Annotated in this window: 14 protein-coding genes; 10 read left to right on the plus strand and 4 right to left on the minus strand. The window is 63.9% G+C overall.

Features of this window, described 5'->3' with window-relative positions; all coding sequences use genetic code 11:
* Positions 1 to 2: 2 nt before the first annotated feature.
* Genes ACQ5BM_RS22465 through ACQ5BM_RS22485 form a run of 5 tightly spaced genes read left to right on the plus strand, consistent with a single transcriptional unit; the run spans position 3 to position 6,728 of the window.
* A complete protein-coding gene (locus ACQ5BM_RS22465; RefSeq protein ID WP_429816142.1) occupies positions 3 to 923 on the plus strand; it encodes a DUF58 domain-containing protein in 921 nt (306 codons plus the stop codon).
* Positions 920 to 3,745: a DUF4159 domain-containing protein gene (locus tag ACQ5BM_RS22470; protein WP_429816145.1), complete on the plus strand. Its 2,826-nt coding sequence runs from the start codon at positions 920 to 922 to the stop codon at positions 3,743 to 3,745. The genes ACQ5BM_RS22465 and ACQ5BM_RS22470 overlap by 4 nt, the downstream gene beginning before the upstream one ends.
* Positions 3,746 to 3,755: 10 nt before the next feature.
* Entirely contained in the window at positions 3,756 to 5,825 is a 2,070-nt protein-coding gene (locus tag ACQ5BM_RS22475; protein WP_429816147.1) for a hypothetical protein, read from the plus strand.
* Positions 5,822 to 6,295: a GNAT family N-acetyltransferase gene (locus ACQ5BM_RS22480; protein ID WP_429816150.1), complete on the plus strand. Its 474-nt coding sequence runs from the start codon at positions 5,822 to 5,824 to the stop codon at positions 6,293 to 6,295. Before ACQ5BM_RS22475 ends, ACQ5BM_RS22480 begins: the two co-directional genes overlap by 4 nt.
* A 10-nt stretch (positions 6,296 to 6,305) precedes the next feature.
* A complete protein-coding gene (locus tag ACQ5BM_RS22485) occupies positions 6,306 to 6,728 on the plus strand; it encodes a GNAT family N-acetyltransferase (RefSeq protein ID WP_429816153.1) in 423 nt (140 codons plus the stop codon).
* Between the two features lie 8 nt (positions 6,729 to 6,736).
* Here the strand turns inward: ACQ5BM_RS22485 and ACQ5BM_RS22490 are convergent, their stop codons facing one another.
* A complete protein-coding gene (locus ACQ5BM_RS22490) occupies positions 6,737 to 7,282 on the minus strand; it encodes a GNAT family N-acetyltransferase (protein WP_429816156.1) in 546 nt (181 codons plus the stop codon).
* Between the two features lie 259 nt (positions 7,283 to 7,541).
* Here ACQ5BM_RS22490 and ACQ5BM_RS22495 point away from each other — a divergent pair, with 259 nt between their 5' ends.
* Positions 7,542 to 8,519: a glutathione S-transferase family protein gene (locus ACQ5BM_RS22495; RefSeq protein WP_429816158.1), complete on the plus strand. Its 978-nt coding sequence runs from the start codon at positions 7,542 to 7,544 to the stop codon at positions 8,517 to 8,519.
* A 28-nt stretch (positions 8,520 to 8,547) separates the two neighbouring features.
* On the opposite strand, the gene ACQ5BM_RS22500 is transcribed toward ACQ5BM_RS22495, so the two are convergent.
* Complete coding sequence (locus tag ACQ5BM_RS22500; protein WP_429816161.1) at positions 8,548 to 9,015, minus strand: NUDIX domain-containing protein; 468 nt, start codon at positions 9,013 to 9,015, stop codon at positions 8,548 to 8,550.
* A 111-nt stretch (positions 9,016 to 9,126) separates the two neighbouring features.
* On the opposite strand from ACQ5BM_RS22500, the gene ACQ5BM_RS22505 reads away from it, so the two are divergent.
* Positions 9,127 to 10,029 (plus strand): metallophosphoesterase family protein, encoded by a 903-nt coding sequence (locus tag ACQ5BM_RS22505; protein WP_429816164.1) that lies wholly within the window; start codon positions 9,127 to 9,129, stop codon positions 10,027 to 10,029.
* 237 nt (positions 10,030 to 10,266) lie between these two features.
* Positions 10,267 to 10,815: a tetratricopeptide repeat protein gene (locus ACQ5BM_RS22510; protein ID WP_429816167.1), complete on the plus strand. Its 549-nt coding sequence runs from the start codon at positions 10,267 to 10,269 to the stop codon at positions 10,813 to 10,815.
* A gap of 100 nt (positions 10,816 to 10,915) precedes the next feature.
* Here the strand turns inward: ACQ5BM_RS22510 and ACQ5BM_RS22515 are convergent, their stop codons facing one another.
* Positions 10,916 to 11,857 carry a DUF3313 domain-containing protein gene (locus ACQ5BM_RS22515; RefSeq protein WP_429816170.1) on the minus strand — a complete coding sequence of 314 codons (942 nt, stop codon included), beginning with the start codon at positions 11,855 to 11,857 and terminating at the stop codon, positions 10,916 to 10,918.
* Between the two features lie 288 nt (positions 11,858 to 12,145).
* Here ACQ5BM_RS22515 and ACQ5BM_RS22520 point away from each other — a divergent pair, with 288 nt between their 5' ends.
* Both ACQ5BM_RS22520 and ACQ5BM_RS22525 read left to right on the plus strand, forming a co-directional pair.
* The gene (locus tag ACQ5BM_RS22520) at positions 12,146 to 12,664 is read left to right on the plus strand and encodes an RNA polymerase sigma factor (protein WP_429816173.1); all 519 of its coding nucleotides are present in this window, start codon (positions 12,146 to 12,148) and stop codon (positions 12,662 to 12,664) included.
* Positions 12,665 to 12,667: 3 nt separating this feature from the next.
* Positions 12,668 to 13,495, plus strand: coding sequence for an anti-sigma factor family protein (locus ACQ5BM_RS22525; protein ID WP_429816176.1), 828 nt, complete (start codon positions 12,668 to 12,670; stop codon positions 13,493 to 13,495).
* Positions 13,496 to 13,614: 119 nt separating this feature from the next.
* On the opposite strand, the gene leuA is transcribed toward ACQ5BM_RS22525, so the two are convergent.
* Positions 13,615 to 15,324, minus strand: coding sequence for a 2-isopropylmalate synthase (leuA, locus tag ACQ5BM_RS22530; RefSeq protein ID WP_429816178.1), 1,710 nt, complete (start codon positions 15,322 to 15,324; stop codon positions 13,615 to 13,617).
* Positions 15,325 to 15,663 lie beyond the last annotated feature (339 nt).

Genomic DNA, 15,663 nt, shown 5'->3' on the forward strand with positions numbered 1-15,663 from the left:
GCATGGCCACCGTCGGGCACATAGTCTCGCGTACTCCCGCTGGTGAAGTGCTTTCGCGCGCCCAGCAGCGCGCCATGCTCGTTCCCGATTGCCTGGTCGAGGCACGGCGGATCGCCAACACGGTGATCTCCGGCTGGCATGGCCGGCGCAAGCGTGGGATCGGCGAGAATTTCTGGCAGTTCCGGCCCTATAGCGACGGCGAAAGCATGTCGCGCATCGACTGGCGCCGCTCGGCCCGCGACGACCACACCTATGTCCGCGACCGCGAATGGGAGGCCGCGCATACGATCTGGCTGTGGGCGGATCTTTCCCCTTCGATGATGTACAAGTCGAAGCTCGGCGCCGTCTCCAAGGAAAGCCGCGCGCTGGTCCTGATGCTGGCGCTCGCGGAGATCCTCGCGCGCTCCGGCGAACGCATCGGTTGCCCCGGCATCATGGAGCCGATCTCGGCTCGCAACGCCGCCGAAAGGCTGGCGACCGCGATCATGCTGAGCCCGCTCGCGGAAGGCATCCCCAATACCGGGATGATCCGCAACGCCAGCGATCTCGTGCTGATCGGCGATTTTCTCGATCCGGCGGAAAAGATCATGGACCGCCTCGGCCCGCTGGCACGGCGGGGGCTGCGCGGCCATGTGGTCGAGATCGCCGACCCGGCCGAAGAGGTGTTTCCCTATAGCGGCCGCACCGAGTTCACCGACCCGGAGACCGGCGAGACGCTGACGGCCGGCCGCGCCGAAGTGCTGCGCGAGGACTATCAGCGTGCCTATGTCAGCCGGCGCGACGGCCTGGGCGTGACGCTCCGTCATCTCGGCTGGACCTTCATCCCGCACAGAACCGACCGGCCCGCCTCGGAGGCGCTCGTCGCCGTGCACACCTACCTCTCCGGCATGCCGGGACGCGCAACGCACGGGGGGCTGCTATGAGCGGCTTGCCCTTCCTCTTCACCAATCCCGCCATCCTCGCCGCCCTGGTCGCCCTGCCTGTCATCTGGTGGCTGCTGCGCATGACGCCGCCAAGGCCCGCGGCCGAAGTCTTCCCGCCGCTGCGCATCCTGGCCTCCGTGATAAAGCGCGAGGAAACCCCGGCGCAAAGCCCGTGGTGGCTGACGCTGCTGCGCATGCTGATGGCGGCCGCGGTGATCCTGGCGATCGCCGATCCGGTGTTCAACCCGCGACAGAACACGCTTTCCTCCTCTGGTCCGCTCGCACTCGTCATCGACAATAGCTGGGCGACGGTCTCCGATTGGGATCGGCGGGTCGAGGCCGCTAACGCCCTCATCGACGATGCGGAAGCCAAGGACCTGCCGGTTTCGATCGCCTTCACGACCGACCGGCAGCACGACGCGACACCGGCCTCGGCCACCACTGCGCGCGATCGTCTCGCCGCGGCGCAGCCGCAACCGCTGCCAGCCGTGCGCGACCAGGCGCTTGCCGCCATGAAGGCTGCCCTTTCGAGTTCGCCGCCCGGCACGCTTGCCTTCCTCAGTGACGGGATCGAGACCGGGGACGGCCATACGATGCGGCAAGTGGCGGAGATCGGCGCCGCCAACGTTCGTCGGATCGAAGGCAATGCGGAAAGCGCCATCGCGCTGACGTCCGCGACCAACGAAAACGATGGTATGCGCGTCACGGCATCGCGGCTGCCGCTTGGCGAGCCACGGGCCTATTACGTTTTTGCCCGCGACGCGCGCGGCACCGCCATTGCCGAAGGCGAACTCCGCTTCGGTGCAGGCGCCACGACTGCGAACGCACTTCTGAAAGCTCCCTTCGAGCTGCGCAACGACTTCGCACGCCTGACGATCGAGGGCCAGGCGACGGCCGGCGCCATCCACCTGCTCGACGACGGCAACCGCCGCCGTCGCGTGGCGTTGCTGAGCGGCGAGGTCCACCAGTCGCAGCCGCTGCTCTCGCCGCTCTACTACATCAAGCGGGCGCTCGAACCGCATGCCGATCTGATCGAGCCGCGAGAGGAAGCGATCGGCAAGGCGATTGCCGAACTTCTCGCTCAAAATCCCTCGATCCTTGTCATGGCCGACGTCGGCCGGTTGCCGGACGAAAGCTATCCGCTGGTGACGCGCTGGCTGGAGAACGGCGGCATGCTCGTTCGCTTTGCCGGCCCGAGACTGGCCGGTGCGCCTGCCGATGACCCGCTGGTCCCCGTCGTGCTCAGGCAGGGCGAACGTTCCCTCGATGGCGCGCTCTCCTGGTCAGAGCCGCAGCCGCTTGCCGACTACCCGTCTTCCAGCCCCTTTGCCGGTCTCGAGCATCCGCGCGATGTGCTTGTCAAACGCCAGGTGCTGGCACAGCCGACACCAGACCTCGCCGAACGGACCTGGGCCAACCTCGCCGATGGCACGCCGCTGGTCACGACAGCCGAACGCGGACGCGGACGCATCGTGCTCTTCCACGTGAGCGCAGACCCGGGCTGGTCGAACCTGCCGATTTCAGGCTCCTTCGTCGATATGCTGCGCCGATCCATCCAGCTTTCGCGTGCCGGCGGCATCGCCGGCGACCAGGCGAGCAAGGCTGAGACCCTGCCGCCCTATCGCCTGGTAAGCGCCCGGGGCGAACTGACCACCGAGACCGGCAGCGCCCGGCCGCTCGAGATCGCCCCTGGCGTCGCCCCGACCGTTTCCGCAGACACACCACCCGGCCTCTACGGCTCGGAAGAGGGCTTCGTTGCCAACAATCTTCTTCCCGACGGCGGCAGCCTCGCTCCGATCAGGGGCAACCTCGTCAGCGAACGCGCGGAAGGGCTGGAAGGCGCGCGCCCCTTCTCTATCCGGCCGTATCTCTTCGGGCTGGCGCTGATGCTCTTCCTCATCGACACCCTGATCGTGCTTTACATGGCCGGCGGCCTTGCGGGATTGCGCGGCCGCGGAAGCCGTGGCGCCGCCACCGCAGCGGTGCTCGCCACGCTCGGCCTCGCAACGCTTGGCTTTACGGCGTTGGCGCCCACGAGCGCGCATGCGCAGGATAGCCAGCCGAGCGACGAGCAGACGCTGCAACGCCTCGACACGACCCACCTCGCCTATGTCATCACCGGCGAGGCCGATGTTGACCGGCTGTCGGAACAGGGCCTCGTCGGCCTGAGCAACTACCTGACCTATCGCACGGCTCTCGAACCGGGCGCGCCTGTCGGCGTCGACCTCGAACAGGACGAGCTGGCCTTCTACCCGATCATCTACTGGCCGGTATCCGCGACGGCGCCGATGCCGAGCAGCAGAGTGATGAGCCGGATCGACGCCTATATGCGCAACGGCGGCACCGTTCTCTTCGACACGCGCGACCAGTTCTCCTCGCTCACGCCTTCGGCGGCAGGCGACAGTCCCAATGTGCAGCGCCTGCAGGAGATGCTGAACGGTCTCGACATTCCGCCGCTGGAACCGGTGCCCGCCGACCACGTCCTGACAAAGGCCTTCTACCTGCTTTCGAATTTTCCCGGCCGCTACACCGAGAGCCAGTTGTGGGTGGAAGCCGCCCCCAACGGCGCCGAGGAACAGAGCAACCGGCCGGTGCGCGGCGGCGACGGTGTCACGCCGATCATGATCACCGGCAACGATTTCGCCGGCGCCTGGGCCGTGGACGCCAACGGCGCGCCGCTCCTGCCGACGGTTCCGCCGGACGAAATGCAGCGCGAATATGCCTATCGGGCAGGCGTCAACATCATGATGTATATGCTGACCGGCAACTATAAGTCCGATCAGGTTCATGTGCCGGACCTCCTCCAGAGGCTTGGGCAGTGAGGGCCGATCGATGACCTATGGTTTTGCTCCGTTGCTTCCGCTGATGTTCTTCGCGCCGCTTCTGGTCGTCGCGGCACTGTTCATCGGCTATGGCCTGTGGCGAAAGATACGCGGCGCCTGGCTGCGCGCCCTCGCCTTGGCTGCACTCGCCCTGGCGATCGCCAACCCTTCCATCTTCGTCGAACTGCGTGATCCGCTTTCGACGATCGTCGCGATCGTCGTCGACCGCAGCCAGAGCCAGCAAAATGGCGACCGTACCGCGCAGACCGATCGTGCGGTCGAAGGCCTGAAGGCGCGGCTGGCCGGGATACCGCTGATCGAGCCCCGCATCGTCGAGGCCAAGTCCGATCCGGCGAGCGTCTCGCCGGCGACCAATCTGTTCTCCGCTCTCGCAACAGCGCTCGCCGACGTTCCGCCGGCGCGCATCGGCGGCGCGATCTTCGTGACCGACGGCCAGATCCACGACGTGCCCGACGTCAGCCGCAAGCTGGGATTCGACGCCCCGATTCATGGCCTCATCACCGGCAAGCCTGATGAATTCGACCGGCGTGTCGAGCTCATCAACCCGCCGCGCTTCGGCATCGTCGGCGAAGAGCAGAAGCTTTCGTTCCGGGTCGTCGACGACGGCGCCGCACCCGGCGGGACCGCGGAAGTCAGCATCCGCCTCAACGGCAATGAAATCGCCCGGGAAAGGGCCGAGCCGGGCACCGACGTTCCCTTCAGCTTCAAGGTTCCGCGCGGCGGCAACAACGTGCTTGAATTTGCGGTGGATGCGGTTCCCGGCGAAGTGACCACGGCCAACAACCGCGCGGTGCACGTGCTCGACGGCATTCGCGAAAACCTCCGCGTCCTGCTCGTCTCCGGCGAACCCCACGCCGGCGAGCGCGCCTGGCGCAACCTTTTGAAATCCGACGCTGCGGTCGATCTGGTGCACTTCACCATTCTGCGTCCGCAGGAAAAGCAGGACGGCACGCCGATCAATGAGCTGTCGCTGATTGCCTTCCCGACGCGTGAGCTGTTCGTCGACAAGATCAACGAGTTCGACCTGATCATCCTCGACCGCTATCAGCATCGCGGCCTGCTGCCGATCCTCTACTACGACAACATCGCGCAATATGTGGAGAACGGCGGCGCGCTTCTGATTGCCGCCGGACCGGAACATGCCGGCGACGATTCGATCGCCGCAACGCCGCTCTCGGCCGTGCTTCCGGCCGCGCCCACGGGCGTCATGAACGAGAAGGCCTTCTTCCCCCGCCTGTCGGAGGAAGGGAAGAAACATCCGGTGACCCGCGGCCTTGAAGGCTCCGATAGCGAGCCGCCGCACTGGGGCCGCTGGTTCCGCACGGTCGATGTCAACAGGCCGCAGGGCAATACGGTGATGGAAGCTGCCGACGGCAAGCCGCTGCTCGTGCTCAACCGCGTCGGCAAGGGCCGCGTCGCCATGCTGCTCTCCGACCAGGGCTGGCTCTGGGCACGCGGCTTCGAAGGCGGCGGCCCGCATGTCTCGCTCTATCGTCGCACCGCCCATTGGCTGATGCAGGAGCCGTCGCTCGAGGAAGAAGCCTTGACGGCACGCGCCCGGGGCCGGACGCTGGAAATCACCCGCCAGACGATCGATGGCGATCCTGGTCCCGTTTCTCTCGTTTCGCCGTCGGGCCAAAAGCAGGATGTGAAGCTGACCGAGCGCCAGCCGGGCCTCTACTCGGCAGAACTCGCCACGACCGAGACCGGCCTGTTCGAGATGACCAATGGCGAACTCACGGCCCTTGCCCATGTCGGCGATCCCAATGCGCCGGAGTTCAAGGCGGCGATTTCGACCGAGGACAAGCTGCGCCCCTGGGCGGAGAAGACCAAGGGGCTGGTGCGGCGTCTCGCAAGCGCCGACGGCCCGCTTGACCTGCCGACGGTGCTGCCGGTCAGAGGCTCGATTAGGTCGGCCGACGATCAGCGCCTCTCCATCCGCATGACCGACGAAACCGTATTGAAGGGCATCAACTCGCTGCCGTTGTTCACCGGGCTTCTCGGGCTTGCGGCACTGCTCTTCCTGATCTCCGCCACCTGGTATCGCGAGGGACGATGATCGGTCAGACCGTTGTCGTCAGCGACCTTCGCGACGCACCGCATTTCTTCGATACTGTGGCCGACCGTATCTGGCGCGCCTGGTGGGAGCCACAGGGCTTCCCGCTGAGCCATATCACCGGCCTGCTCGAAGAGAGTCTTGCCGATAGCGCAGAACCCCTTTGCCTGGTGGCCCACGCCGGAGATCGCTTCGTCGGCACCGCCTCGGTGATTGCCTCGGACCTTGAGGAGCGGCCGAACCTCACCCCTTGGGTGGCAGCCGTCTGGGTCGACTCGCCGTTCCGCGGCCTCGGCATCGGCGGCGATATCGTGCTGAAAGCCGCTTCTGCGGCGCTCGATACCGGGGCCGACACCGTGCATCTCTGCGCCCTTCCCGGCAAGCGGGCCTTCTACGAGCGCCTCGGCTGGCGGCTCGATGAAAAGGACGTGGGCGAGGATCGCCTCGACGTCTTCAGCATGCGCCGCACGTGAGAGGTCTTCGATGTTCGAGGTAACGGACGCGCCCTCACCCGAGGCGCTGGAAACGATCGGCAATGGCCTGACGGCCTTCAATGCCGCCGATGTCGGGCCGTCGGAGCGGCGACCGCTCGCCGTTCTGGTCGGCGGTCCCGATGCGAAAGGGAAACGCGGTGGCCTGAACGGTTACACCGGCTGGGGTTGGCTCTTCGTGCAGTGGCTGTGGCTGCCGGAGGATCTTCGTGGCCAAGGCCTCGCCGGCAAGCTGCTTCAGGCAGCAGAGGATGAGGCTCGAAGCCGCGGCTGCCACAGTGCCTGGATCGATACCTTCAATCCGCAAGCCCGGCGCGCTTACGAACGCCAGGGTTACCAGGCCTTCGGTGAGCTGCCTGACTTCCCCATCGGCCGCACCCGGGTTTTCCTGAAGAAATCGCTCGCCGCCCGATAGCATCCGCGTCAGACCGCAAGCGGCAGATCGAGCACCACGACCGGCACGACCGCATCGTCCCGCCAGCCGATGACACCAGCAAGGCCAGCATGCACGTCGTCTGCCATCGGCACGACGAGCACACGCGCGGGATCGACCGGCCCGGGAAACTCGAGCGCGCCGTAGCGGACCTTCTCGAAGCCGAGCGGCTGGTAGTAAGGCGGATCACCGACGAGGATCACCGCCTGCGACCCCTTCCGCCGTGCCGCTTCGACGGCGATGCGCACCAGTTCCCGGCCAATGCCCTGGTTCTTGTGCGACGGCCGCACCGCGAGCGGCCCGAGCAGATGACCTTTGACCGAACCGGCCATGACCGGCGTCATCCTGACCGAGGCGATCGTCTCGCCGTTGTCGGCGCAGATGAAGGACAGCGACCGATCATGCGGCCCCTGCTCGCGAATACGCGCGGCCGCCCGGGCGAACCGACCGGGGCCGAAGGCTTCTTCGTTGATGATTTCGATGGCTGCGTCATGGGACGCGTCTTCGGTCAGGTAGACGAGATCGTGCTTTTTCATGGGAACGGGAACCAAGCATGCGGACAGACATAAGGATGGCTTCGCCCGAATTAGGGCGTTGGCAGCATCAGCGTCGTCGCAGGTTTCCCGAGAACATCATCGGTGTGGTTTCTTCCAACACGAAAAAAATTGTGAGATCGCCGATATCAGAAAAATGCCCTCTGTCAAAGCCTAAAACGCACTGTTCCCAATTCGCTACCTATCGGACGCCGCTGGAAGCGCTATCTATGAGGGCAAGGATCACGAAGGAGATTTCAGGATGGGCAGGTTGGTGGACGGCGTCTGGCAGGACGTTTGGTACGATACCGTGGCAACGAACGGCCATTTCAAGCGCAGCGCTTCGCAGTTCCGCAACTGGGTGACGGCAGATGGATCGGCCGGCCCGAGCGGTGACGCCGGCTTCAAGGCGGAGCCCGGTCGCTATCATCTCTATGTTTCGCTCGCCTGTCCCTGGGCGCACCGCACGCTGATCTTCCGCAAGCTGAAGAAGCTCGAGGACCTCATCTCCGTTTCGGTCGTCGATCCGCTGATGCTCGCCCAGGGCTGGGAATTCAAGGAAGGCGGTATCGGCACGAGCGACCACCTCTTCGGATCGAAGGCGCTGTGGCAGATCTATACCCGCGCCGATGCCCACTACTCCGGCCGCGTGACCGTGCCGGTTCTCTGGGACAAGCAGCAAAACACCATCGTCTCGAATGAATCCTCCGAGATCATCCGGATGTTCAATTCCGCCTTCGATGGCCTGACCGGCTCGAGGCTCGACTTCTACCCGGAAGAACTGCGCGACGAGATCGATGCGATGAACACGGACGTCTACAACGACGTCAACAACGGCGTCTATAAGGCGGGCTTCGCCACCACGCAGACCGCCTATGAAGAGAGCGTCACCGCGCTCTTCGCCCGGCTCGACAAGCTGGAAGAACGCCTTGCATCGCATCGCTACCTGATCGGCAACCACCTCACCGAGGCCGACTGGCGCCTGTTCACGACGCTGGTGCGCTTCGACCCGGTCTATGTCGGCCATTTCAAGTGCAATATTCGCCGGATCGCCGACTATCCGAACCTTCAGGGTTACCTCCGGGAGCTCTACCAGGTGCCGGGCGTGGCCGAGACGGTCGACATGCGCCACATCAAGGAGCACTACTACCGCAGCCACACGACCATCAACCCGACCGGCGTCGTGCCGGTGGGTCCGGTGCTTAACCTTTCCTCCCCGCACGGACGTGAGCGGCTGTAGACTGATCGTTCGAGGGGACCGATCGCCTCTACCAGTAAAGGTCGAAAGCAGCGCTGCCGGCGAGTTCCGCAAGCCGGCGGCGCGTCGCCGGCGTGGTCTCCTCCGGCAGCGCATCGAGCGCGAAGAAGCCGCTCGCGGCAATCTCCAGGTCCGGCGCCTTCGGCGCAATCTGCCTGACGCCGGTGCAGCGATAGAAGACGACATGGTCACGGCGGCTCGTGCGCCTGTTGTAATAGACCTGGATCAGCACCGGCGGCGTCGTCACCTCCAGGTTCCCCTCTTCGCGCAGCTCCCGCAGCAGCCCGTCGATCGAGGCTTCGTCGCGATCGAGCCCGCCCCCCGGCAGGTGCCAGCCCGGCAGATAGGAATGACGCACCAGAAAGACCCGGCCCTCGTCATCGAAACAGGCAGCGCGCACGCCGATCGTCATGCCGCGCGCAAGTGCGAAATAGCCATGCGCGAGCCGCATCAGGAGCCGGAGATACCAGCGCCGCATCTCCGGTGGCCGTTCGTCGCTCAGTCGTCTCGTCCTTCTCAGTGTTCGGCCACACGCGATTCATCGGGCGACCTGATTCCCCTCGACCGGAATATGCGCTAGACGGGGGCGATGTTCAAACTTGCCCATATCTCCGATGTCCATCTCGGCCCCCTGCCCGAATTGTCCCTGCGGGAGCTCGCGTCGAAGCGCATCACCGGTTTCGTCAATTGGCACCGCAACCGCAGCCGGAATCTCTTTACCGGCATGCTCGACACCCTGCTGGCCGATATCGAGAAGAAGGACCCCGACCATCTGGCGATCACCGGCGACCTCGTGAACCTGGCGTCTTCGCTGGAGATCAAGGCCGTGACCGAATGGCTGGAGGATGCCGGCAAGCCGGAGAACATTTCCGTCGTGCCCGGCAACCACGACGCCTATGTGCCGGGCGCTTACGAGAAAACCACCCGTGCCTGGTACCCCTATATGCGGGGCGACGATGCGCCCGCCCATTGGCACGACCGGTACCATTGCTTTCCCTATATGCGGGTGCGAGGGCCCGTCGCACTGATCGGCTGTTCGACCGCCGTCGCGACGCCCCCTTTTGCGGCAAGCGGCTATTTCGGCCAGCGGCAGGCGCGCGCGACCGTCAACATGCTCAGGGCCGCCGGCGAGGCCGGCCTCTTTCGCATCGTCATGATCCATCACCCGCCGATCCGCGGCGCGACCTCGATGCACAAGCGCATGATCGGTATTCGCCGCTTTGCCGCGACGATTTCATCGGGCGGCGCGGAACTGGTCATTCACGGCCACACCCATCTCAACACCGTCTATTGGCTCAAAGGACCAGAGGCTCCCGTCCCGGTCGTCGGCATCGCCTCCGCTTCGCAGGCACCCGACGGCCACAAGCCGCCAGCCGCCTACAACCTGTTCACCGTCGTCGGCGAGCCTGGAAACTGGCACCTCACGCGCGAGCGCTACGCGCTGAACAGCGACGCGACCACGCTGACGCTCGCCGAAACGACGCGCTTCTGAAGCCGTCAGGCGGATCCGCTTCGCAGAATATTCATCGCCCCGCGAATAAATTCCCATATTCATGCGTCATACGCCGGTCGCGCACCGCTCGCCGGTGGCGTCCCCGTGTTCTGGCATCTTCGTGGGTGAATTGGCCGACGGCGGTTCACCTCCTTTCGGGGGCGTCAAGGACATGCGATCAATTTGAAACGATGCGCTGACTTTCGAGGGCATGCGCGAGGAACAGGAGATGGCATGATGTACCGGAAGAGCCTGCTTGGTGCCATGATTGTGGCCGGCGCAACCAGCTTCATGGCGCAAGCCGTGATAGCCGCCGGAGAAGACACCAGCGAACCGCCCAAGAAAACCAAGACGACCAGCGAATGCACGGATGGCAAGGTGTGGGACGCAAAGAAGAATGCTTGCGTCAACGCCAAGAAAAGCGACCTCAGCGACGATATCCTGTTCCAGGCCGCCCGCGAACTCGCCTATGCCGGCCAGTATGAAAATTCCATCAAGGTGCTCGGCGCGGTCAAGGACCAGAAGAGCGCCCGCGTGCTCAACTATCTCGGCTATGCCAACCGCAAGGCCGGCCGCATGGAACTCGGCATGCAATACTACAAACGTGCACTCCAGGCTGACGAGAACTACATTCTCGCCCGCTCCTACATGGGCCAGGCGCTGATCGAACAGGGACGCGTCGAGGAAGCCCGCGTGCAGCTCGTCGAGATCCGCGATCGCGGCGGCGAAAACACCTGGGCCTACCGCGCCCTGTTGCAGTCGCTAGGCGGCATTCGCCAATACTGACCAACAGCAATCGAGGTGGCGCTGGGCGCCACCTCGATTGCCAAGCGACGGATCGCCGTGCGTTCAGCCAAGCGTACAAGCGGCGCTACCGCATTGGTTTCTAGCTCTTCTTTGCGCCTCCGCCGGCACCGCTCGCAATCGGCGCGCTCTCGTTCTTCTTCTCCGACCATTCCGGCGGCAGGCCGAGTGCGCCACTGGCGATGCCGCCGAGGCCGGATCCTTTTCCGAAAACGGCGCAATCCGGATCGGAGGGCTTGCCCGTCACCGCATAGGCGACGCTGTTCTTGACGTTCTTCATCGAAGGCAGTTTGAAATCGGATTTCATCGGGTCACCCGATTTTTCCAGCAACGCGCTGAAATCGCCTGAAAAATCTCCCGCGAGTTCAAAGGCGTCGGCTGCCGTCGAGGCGCGGGAGCCATTGGTGAGGATATTGGCGCCACGTGCCCAGGTCAGCCCGGCGATCTGCTTGCCAGTCGCATCGAAAGCCTCCGCCTCGACCGCAAGACTTCCGAGACCGATCGGAATGCGCGGAACCGGAACGGGAGAAACCGCCGAGGTGACGGTCGACACGCCCGCAACGACGGCATTTGTCGATTTGACCTTGCTGATCACCGACCGCACGGCCATATCCGCCGGCTTCGATATCGGCACGACATCGAATTGCGCACTTAATGCTTCGCAGAGCGAGCGGTCAATCGCTGTCGCCACCAGCTTCTTCTGCGGATCTCCAAGCTTGTCGAGATCGGCATTGGCCGCGAAGGTGGTCGGGATCACGTGCACCGTCTTTACGTTCTTGGTGGCGGCGGCATCGACCCGATATTTCGTCTTGGTCACCATCCCGTTGCTGGCGACGAAATCCTTGTAGGATGATAGCGATCCGGTTTCGATGACCTCAGCGCTCTGGCAGGCAGCGAGTCCCGCAAGCAAAGGAGCCAGAGCAACCGTGCGGATGGCCGCGGCGCCTCCCCGGACGCAGCCTCCGCCACGATGTCTCCCGACAAACCAGGCAAAATTCATCCTATTCCGATGCTGTGCGTTCATTGGCGTGTCCCCGACATCGACTTGCAGTTGTGCGATGAGGTCTGGCCAGATTCGGGCCGAACTTTGACGCGATCTCCGGGCGCCACTGCAGTTTACGGTAACGAGGACCTTGGTTAACGGCCGCCGGCAAGCAAAAGCTTTTTGGGAAAAGACGCCAAGAAGCAGCAGAATTTGCTTTCCGTTCCGGCACTTCCCTTGCAGACTAAGGGGCAAATGTTTCATACAATCCGGCTCGTGCCCCGTACCGCGAATAAACGCACGATCCGGCACGTTTCATTTGGAAGAGCAATGCGTCCAGCGGCAGAAACGAAGGACTTCAGACGCGACTTGGTCAGCCTCCTGCCCAAATTGCGCCGGTTCGCGATGACGCTGACGCGCAATGCCAATGACGCCGACGATCTCGTTCAGGAAGCCTGCGAGCGCGCGATTACGCGCAGCCACCTCTGGAACGGAGAAGGCCGTCTGGAGAGCTGGATCTATGCGATGACGCGCAACCTCTGGGTCGACGAGATTCGCAAGCGCAAGGTCCGCGCCGGCAGCGGCACGGTCGATGCGCTTGGCCAGGACGAGCTCAGCATCGAGCCTTCGGCCGAAAAAGCCGTCTACGCCAACCAGTTGCAGAAAATGATCCTGTCGATGCCCGAAGGGCTTGCGAGTGTGTTCCTGCTGGTCAACGTCGAAGGCCATAGCTATCGCGAGACGGCCGACATCCTCGGCATTCCGATCGGCACCGTCATGAGCAGGCTGTCGACCGCGCGCCTCAGGCTTGCGGCCTTGATCTCCGAAAATACCGAAAGGAGGGCCTGACCGTTGCAACAGACAAAGGGTCACGCACTCGAAGTTCGCCTTTCCGCCTATATCGACGGCGAGGTCGGCGAAGCGGAACGAGCTGAACTCGAAGCGCTTCTCGCCCGCGACGACGACGCCAAGGCCTTGTTCGATAAGCTGAAGGCCGGCAGCAGCTTCGGCGATACGGCTTTTGAGGATTTCCTGCACGATCCGGTGCCGCTGGCCCTGGTGCGGCAGATCAAGCAGGGTCCCGGTGTCAGCCCCAAGACCGAACGCGTGACGGCAACGGCCGCCAGCGTCCGAAATGTGCGTATCTGGCCGCGCGTGGTTGCTGCGTCGGTGGCGCTGATACTGCTCGGCGGTTCGGCCGGCTTCATCATCGGCGCGGCAAACAATGTGGGCGAACCGACCCAAGTGGCCGCCGCGCGCGGCTGGCTGGACGATATCGCCGACTATCACCGGGTCTATTCGCGCCAGAAGGAACATCTCGTCGAGGTTCCCGCCTCCGAGGCCCCCAAGATCGAGACCTGGCTTGCGTCCAGCGTCGGCGTTCCCTTCAAGATTCCGCAGCTCGGCGGCAAGGGCCTGACCTTCGAAGGCGCCCGCCTGCTGGTGGCCAACGGCAAACCCGTGGCACAGCTTGTCTACCGCAGCGCCGAAGGCGAGATCTTCGCGATCTGCTTCCTCAAGAACACGACCGGGCCGCAGTCGGACAATTTTGACGAAAGCATCCGCGACGATCTCGGCATGGTCTCCTGGCAGAGAGGCGGCGCCTCCTTCGTGCTCGTCGGCCCTTCCGCCCATGTGGGATTGCAGGATATCGCCGAGGCAGCCGCCGCAACGATCTGAAGCCGTTTCTGGAAAAAACGGCGTCCCTTCAAGGCGCAAGCCACAATCGAATTCATGGCATGAAAAAGGCCGCACCGGCTTGCCGGTACGGCCTGTTGTTTGCTCGCCTGACGCGGCGGTCAGCCGCGCTTCATGTCCAGGACGCGGTTCGCCGCCGAGACGATCGCTTCGAGCGAGGCCGCGACGATGTTGGTGTTGATGCCGGCGCCGAACAGCTTTCCGCCCGGATGCTCCATCTCGACATAGGCGATGGCCGCCGCGTTGGAGCCGTGCTGCAGCGAGTGCTCGGAGTAATCCGCTACCGAGAGGTCGATGCCGAGATAGATCGACAGCGCATTGATGAAGCCGTCGATCGGGCCGGTGCCCTTGCCTTCGATCCGCTTGACCTCGCCATTGTCGGTGATCTCGGCCGCAACCACGCGCACGCCCTTGTGTTCGCCCACCGGATAGGTGTGGTGGTCGACGAACTTGATGCGCGCGCCCGGCTGCTCGACATAACGCTCGATGAAGCGTTCGTAGATGCGCTTCGAGGGCAGCTCCTTGCCTTCCTCGTCGGTGATGCGCTGAATGTCCTCGCGGAACTCGACCTGGAGGTTGCGCGGCAGGTTGATGCCGTAATCCTCCTGCAGGATGTAGGCAATGCCGCCCTTGCCCGATTGCGAGTTGATGCGGATGATCGCCTCGTAGGAGCGGCCGACGTCGCGCGGGTCGATCGGCAGATACGGCACTTCCCAGAGCGGCTTGTTGGCGGTCTTGATCGCCTTCATGCCCTTGTTGATCGCGTCCTGGTGCGAGCCGGAGAAGGCCGTATAGACCAGTTCGCCGACATAAGGATGGCGCTCCGGAATGACCATCTGGTTGGAGTATTCGTAGACTTCCTTGATGCGCTCGATATCGGAGCAGTCGAGCAGCGGGTCGACGCCTTGCGTGAACATGTTCAGCGCCAGCGTGACGACGTCGACGTTGCCGGTCCGCTCGCCATTGCCGAACAGCGTGCCCTCGACGCGATCTGCGCCGGCCATCAGACCCAGTTCGGTGGCCGCGATGCCGGTGCCGCGGTCGTTATGCGGGTGCAACGAGATGATCAGGCTTTCGCGGTTGTCGAGGTTGCGGCACATCCACTCGATCTGGTCGGCATAGATGTTCGGCGTCGCCATCTCGACGGTCGACGGCAGGTTCAGGATCAGCTTGTTGTCGGGCGTCGGCTTGACGATTTCGGTGACCGCGTTGCAGATCTCCAGCGCCACTTCGAGCTCGGTGCCGGTGAAGCTCTCCGGCGAATATTCGAAGCGGTAGCCGCCGCCAGCCTTGGCCGCCATGTCGGTGATCATCTTGGCGGCATCGGTGGCGATCTTCTTGATGCCGGCGACGTCCTTGGCAAAGACCACACGGCGCTGCAATTCGCTGGTCGAATTGTAGAAGTGCACGATCGGCTTGTGGGCGCCTTCCAATGCTTCGAATGTGCGGGTGATCAGCTCGGGCCGGCACTGCACCAGCACCTGCAGCGACACGTCGTCGGCAACATTGCCCTCTTCGATGCACCAGCGGGCGAAGTCGAAGTCGGTCTGCGATGCCGAGGGGAAGCCGATCTCGATTTCCTTGAAGCCCATGTCGAGCAGCAACTGGAACATGCGGGCCTTGCGATCGTGGCCCATCGGGTCGATCAGCGACTGGTTGCCGTCGCGCAGGTCGACCGAGCACCAGATCGGCGCCTTGGTGATCGTCTTTGACGGCCAGGTACGGTCGGCAAGCGCAATCTGCGGATAGGGTTGATACTTCACCGCCGCGTCCGGCATGCCAATCTTAACGGGGTGCGATTTCTGGATCATTGCAGCTTCTCTTCATCACTGAGCGTCCTGGCCGCCTTGCCATAGCCGATCGGAGATCGGATTGCGATGGCTACTGCGCGATTCCTTAAATCGGAAGGCGATTTAAGGACAAATTATGCAGCAGACCTAAAGCGTTACAGCATCGCGTCGAACGCGTCTTTTCCTAAAACTCTTATGGATTCGAGGAGCATCTGCCGGCGTGGCTTTTCGGCCGCCGGGCGCTCCTCAGCGAACCCGGCAACCGCGAGTAAGGCCGAGAAGAAGAAGCGATGCGAAGGCGCGCAACGGCGCACGATTGTCATCGTGTCCGGCGGGGATCGAGGCGATCCGATATGCGTC

The organism is Ensifer sp. B1-9 (assembly GCF_050474445.1).
Classification (GTDB): domain Bacteria; phylum Pseudomonadota; class Alphaproteobacteria; order Rhizobiales; family Rhizobiaceae; genus Ensifer.

Excerpts from the sequence above, each read along its gene's own strand:
- ACQ5BM_RS22465 (WP_429816142.1), top strand. The coding sequence starts at position 3 with ATGGCCACCGTCGGGCACATAGTCTCGCGTACTCCCGCTGGTGAAGTG.
- ACQ5BM_RS22470 (WP_429816145.1), top strand. The coding sequence starts at position 920 with ATGAGCGGCTTGCCCTTCCTCTTCACCAATCCCGCCATCCTCGCCGCC.
- ACQ5BM_RS22475 (WP_429816147.1), top strand. The coding sequence starts at position 3,756 with ATGACCTATGGTTTTGCTCCGTTGCTTCCGCTGATGTTCTTCGCGCCG.
- ACQ5BM_RS22480 (WP_429816150.1), top strand. The coding sequence starts at position 5,822 with ATGATCGGTCAGACCGTTGTCGTCAGCGACCTTCGCGACGCACCGCAT.
- ACQ5BM_RS22485 (WP_429816153.1), top strand. The coding sequence starts at position 6,306 with ATGTTCGAGGTAACGGACGCGCCCTCACCCGAGGCGCTGGAAACGATC.
- ACQ5BM_RS22490 (WP_429816156.1), bottom strand. The coding sequence starts at position 7,282 with ATGAAAAAGCACGATCTCGTCTACCTGACCGAAGACGCGTCCCATGAC.
- ACQ5BM_RS22495 (WP_429816158.1), top strand. The coding sequence starts at position 7,542 with ATGGGCAGGTTGGTGGACGGCGTCTGGCAGGACGTTTGGTACGATACC.
- ACQ5BM_RS22500 (WP_429816161.1), bottom strand. The coding sequence starts at position 9,015 with ATGCGGCGCTGGTATCTCCGGCTCCTGATGCGGCTCGCGCATGGCTAT.
- ACQ5BM_RS22505 (WP_429816164.1), top strand. The coding sequence starts at position 9,127 with ATGTTCAAACTTGCCCATATCTCCGATGTCCATCTCGGCCCCCTGCCC.
- ACQ5BM_RS22510 (WP_429816167.1), top strand. The coding sequence starts at position 10,267 with ATGTACCGGAAGAGCCTGCTTGGTGCCATGATTGTGGCCGGCGCAACC.
- ACQ5BM_RS22515 (WP_429816170.1), bottom strand. The coding sequence starts at position 11,857 with ATGAACGCACAGCATCGGAATAGGATGAATTTTGCCTGGTTTGTCGGG.
- ACQ5BM_RS22520 (WP_429816173.1), top strand. The coding sequence starts at position 12,146 with ATGCGTCCAGCGGCAGAAACGAAGGACTTCAGACGCGACTTGGTCAGC.
- leuA (WP_429816178.1), bottom strand. The coding sequence starts at position 15,324 with ATGATCCAGAAATCGCACCCCGTTAAGATTGGCATGCCGGACGCGGCG.